Source organism: Mycobacterium sp., from assembly GCF_039583805.1.
GTDB lineage: Bacteria > Actinomycetota > Actinomycetes > Mycobacteriales > Mycobacteriaceae > Mycobacterium.
In genome coordinates this window covers 1-3,472 of record NZ_JAVKSH010000182.1, presented here as the reverse complement: position 1 = coordinate 3,472, position 3,472 = coordinate 1, and the positions used below count along the sequence as shown (strand labels likewise).

Genomic DNA, 3,472 nt, shown 5'->3' with positions numbered 1-3,472 from the left:
GGCCAGCGTGGAACCAGCGATACGCGCTCACCCGCGCAACACCGTTGCGCTCAGCCCACACCGCCAAATTCACACCTATGTTCCTACAGCACACCACCGACAACCACCGACCACTCAACCCGCAACAGCTGGTAACCCCGGACGCGGCCGGCGGACCGGCACCAGGCGCAGTCGTGGGGCCAGGCCCACCTCGGCGAGCACCTCCAACGCCGCACGTTCGTCCTCCCGCAGGCTCTCCGGTACTCCCAGCAACACGCTCACCACACAGTCGCGGCACGCCGGACCGCGTACCGCGCAGCCGTCGCAGTCGATCACCACCGATCCCGTCGGCCGGGGCGGACCTGGTTCCTCGCCGTCAGCGCTGCCGATTCGTGCCATCTGCTTGGTCCTTTCGCCGTTCTCGGTCTTCTCTGCCGGCACCCTAACCGCGCCCACCGACAGGTTCCGCGTCCCTGGGAACACGCCGCGCCGAATCCCGGCCGTGTCGGTGCGGCCGCTTAATGTCTCGACCATGCAGCTGCGCCTTCCCGACCCCGACGAGGATGCGGAGCTGTCGTTGCGGCACACCACCTTCGTCGTGGTGGACCTCGAGACCACCGGCGGGCGCTCGAGGGGCGTCGACGCAGACGCCATCACCGAGATCGGCGCGGTCAAGGTCCGCGGCGGGGAGGTGCTGGGCGAGTTCGCCACCCTGGTGGACCCGCAACGCCGCATTCCCCCGCAGATCGTGCGGCTCACCGGCATCACCACCGCGATGGTGTGTGACGCGCCGACGATCAGCGCCGTGCTGCCGGCATTCCTCGAGTTCGCCCGGGGCGCAGTGCTGGTGGCTCACAACGCCGGCTTCGACGTGGGCTTCCTGCGGGCCGCCGCCGAGCAGTGCGGTATCGACTGGCCGCGCCCGCCGGTGCTGTGCACGGTTCGGCTGGCCCGCCGGGTGCTCAGTCGCGAGGAGGCTCCCAGCGTGCGGCTCGCCTCCTTGGCGCGACTGCTCGGTGTCGCCACCGAGCCCACCCACCGCGCCCTCGACGACGCCCGCGCCACCGTCGACGTGTTGCACGCGCTGATCGAGCGGGTGGGCAACCAGGGCGTTCACACCCACGCCGACCTGCGCTCGTATCTGCCCGACGTGGCGCCGGCCCAGCGTCGCAAGCGCGTGCTGGCCGACGCGCTGCCGCACCGGCCAGGCGTGTACCTGTTCCGCGGGCCGAGCGCAGAGGTGCTCTACATCGGCACGGCAATCGACCTGCGGCGCAGGGTAACTCAATACTTCAACGGCGCAGACCCCCGTCGCCGGATGAAGGACATGGTCACCCTCGCCGCCGCGGTGGAGCACGTCGAATGCGCGCACCCGCTGGAAGCAGGTGTCCGCGAGCTGCGGCTGCTGGCGGCGCACGCCCCGCCGTACAACCGCCGCTCGAGGTTCCCGCACCGCTGGTGGTGGGTGGCGATCACCGATGAGGCCTTCCCGCGGCTGTCGGTGGTACGCACCCCGCGACAGGACCGCGCGGTCGGCCCCTTCCGCTCCAAAGCCGACGCCGGCGACACCGCCGCGCTGCTGGCACGCCTCACCGGGGTGCGCACCTGCACCGCCCGGCTGGCGCGTTCGGCGCTGCACGGGCCGGCCTGCCCGCCCCGGGAAGTGTCGCCGTGTCCGGCCGACCGCGACGCGACCGCCGCTCGCTACGCCCCCGCGGTCGAGCGGGCCGCCGCACTGATCGACGGTCACGACAACACCGCGCTGGCCGCCGTGGTCGACCAGATCACCAGGCTCGCCGATCGCGGCCGCTACGAGAGCGCCGCCCGGCTGCGGGACCACGCCATGGCCACGGTCGAGGTGCTCTGGCGCGGCCAGCGCCTGCGTGCGCTGGCCGCGCTGCCCGAGCTGGCGGCCGCCGCGCCCGACGGGCGCGGCGGCTGGCAGCTCGTCGTCGTCCGCTACGGCCAGCTCGCGGCGGCCGGTGTCGCCGGCCGGGGCGTGCCGCCGATGCCGGTCGTCGACGCGATTGCGGCCGGCGCCCAGGCGATCCTGCCGCGGGCCGGTCCGCTGGGCGGCGCGCTCGTCGAGGAGACGGCGCTGATCGCGCGCTGGTTGACGGCGCCCGGGGTGCGCGTCGTGAGTTGTCGCGGCGGCGGCGACGGTGCCGGCTGGGCCGAGCCGCTGCGATCCGCGGGCCCGTGGGCCGACTGGGCGGCGGCGGCCCGCTCGGCGCGGGCTGCCGCCGCCCAGTCGGTAAGCCCTACCTGCGGTATCGCCGTCCCGCCCGGCGGGCCGCATCACCAACCGGACGTCGGCGACTCAGAGCTGCTGACCAAACCGCACCCATCGCGTGAGCAGCTGTTCGGCCGCCCCGCTGTCGATCGCGTCGGCGGCGCGGCGCAGCCCGTCCTCCCAGGCCGGAAGCCACTCGGCGCGGCTGGATAATCCGGCATGGGCCACGATGGCGCCCGCCGCGTTGAGCACCACGGCGTCACGGACCGGGCCCTTGGCGCCGCCCAGCACCGCGCGCGCCTCCGCCGCGTTCGCCGCTGCGTCGCCACCTAGCAGGTCGTCGAGTTCGGCACGGGCGAAGCCGAATCCGGCCGGATCGAACGTCAGCCTGTCCACGGTGCCGGCCTGCACCCGCCAGATCGTGCTGGTCGTGGTGGTGGTCAGCTCGTCGAGGCCGTCGTCGCCGTGCACCACCAGCACGCTGGACCGCCGCGCCGCGAACACCCCGGCCATCACCTCGGCCAAGTCGGCGAACGCGCAACCGATCAGACCGGCGCTCGGCCGGCCCGGATTGGTCAGTGGCCCAAGCAGATTGAACACCGTCGGCACGCCCAGCTCGCGCCGCACCACGGCGGCATGCCGGTAGGACGGGTGGAACCGCGGCGCGAAGCAGAACCCGATCCCGACTTCGGCGACGCTTCGCGCGACCTGGCCGGGGCTCAGGTCGATGCGCACCCCGAGCGCCTCCAGCGTGTCGGCGCCGCCGGCCAGCGACGACGTTGCCCGGTTGCCGTGCTTGACCACCGGCACGCCGGCGGCCGCCACCACGATCGCCGCCATGGTGGACAGATTGACCGTACTGACTCCGTCGCCGCCGGTGCCGACCACGTCGACGGTGTCGGTCCCGACCTCGTCGATGGGCAGCGGGCGCGCATGGTGCAGCATGACATCGGCCAGTTCGCCCACCTCGGCCGCGGTCGGGACCTTCACCGTCACCGCCACCGCGAACGCGGCAATCTGGGCGGGGGTCGCGGCGCCGGTCATGATCTGTTCCATCGCCCAGGCGGCCTGCCCGCGGGCCAGGTGCTGCCCCGCCGTCAGGGTTGCGAGCACCCGGGGCCACGACAGCGCCCCGCCCGAGGGCCGCCCGCCCGACACCTCCATCCGCCGATGGTCCCATGGTGGTCGCAAGCCCGGCGCAGCCGGGCGCAGCGGGCCGCCATCGCACAACCCCGCCGGTCGCAAGCCCGGCGCAGCCGG

At 73.8% G+C, this 3,472-nt stretch carries 2 protein-coding genes and 2 pseudogenes; 1 reads left to right on the top strand and 3 read right to left on the bottom strand.

Going from position 1 to position 3,472, the window contains the following annotated elements; all coding sequences use genetic code 11:
* Positions 1-73: pseudogene (locus ABDW21_RS16670) on the bottom strand (IS607 family transposase); the annotation flags it as partial.
* Positions 74-114: 41 nt separating this feature from the next.
* Entirely contained in the window at positions 115-378 is a 264-nt protein-coding gene (locus tag ABDW21_RS16665; RefSeq protein ID WP_343603317.1) for a hypothetical protein, read from the bottom strand.
* Between the two features lie 133 nt (positions 379-511).
* On the opposite strand from ABDW21_RS16665, the pseudogene ABDW21_RS16660 reads away from it, so the two are divergent.
* Positions 512-2,362: pseudogene (locus ABDW21_RS16660) on the top strand (DEDD exonuclease domain-containing protein); the annotation flags it as partial.
* On the opposite strand, the gene trpD reads toward ABDW21_RS16660, so the two are convergent.
* Positions 2,300-3,376 (bottom strand): anthranilate phosphoribosyltransferase, encoded by a 1,077-nt coding sequence (trpD, locus tag ABDW21_RS16655; protein WP_343602294.1) that lies wholly within the window; start codon positions 3,374-3,376, stop codon positions 2,300-2,302. The pseudogene ABDW21_RS16660 and the gene trpD overlap by 63 nt on opposite strands.
* Positions 3,377-3,472: the final 96 nt, after the last annotated feature.

Bases quoted from the DNA above. Each gene is read 5' to 3' on its own strand.
- ABDW21_RS16665 (WP_343603317.1), bottom strand. From the start codon at position 378: ATGGCACGAATCGGCAGCGCTGACGGCGAGGAACCAGGTCCGCCCCGG.
- trpD (WP_343602294.1), bottom strand. From the start codon at position 3,376: ATGGAGGTGTCGGGCGGGCGGCCCTCGGGCGGGGCGCTGTCGTGGCCC.